Here is a 305-nt window from a genome sequence, read left to right as displayed (position 1 = left end):
TTATTCAAAAGTATCATACCGAGATGGAACTGGATCAGAGACAGCTAAGGTTGTAGGAAATGGTTATAATCTATATAACCACGTTTCAAATACAGCGGGAAGTTCGTCAAAAGGATCAGCTTCAAAATTAGCAGGAAAAGAAGTATATATGGATTGTACGGCCAATAAAGATAACCAATCAACTTGGTATCGAATTCGAGTAGCTGGTACGGATACGAAGTATTGGGTAGATGGAAGAGCACTACAACTCAGAAAGATTGACTATGTTGCACTACCAGCAAATGCAACAATGACATTTAATGGTC

Annotated in this window: 1 protein-coding gene; it reads left to right on the top strand. The window is 38.0% G+C overall.

Annotated elements, in window-relative coordinates:
- On the top strand, positions 1–305 hold a 305-nt coding region (locus N0K80_RS07905), incomplete at both ends, for a GW dipeptide domain-containing protein (protein ID WP_269024304.1).

Origin of the sequence: Dellaglioa carnosa, from assembly GCF_026948345.1 — a bacterium.
GTDB lineage: Bacteria > Bacillota > Bacilli > Lactobacillales > Lactobacillaceae > Dellaglioa > Dellaglioa algida.
Note: the sequence above shows the minus strand (reverse complement) of the source record. Positions and strands in the feature narration are given on the sequence as shown.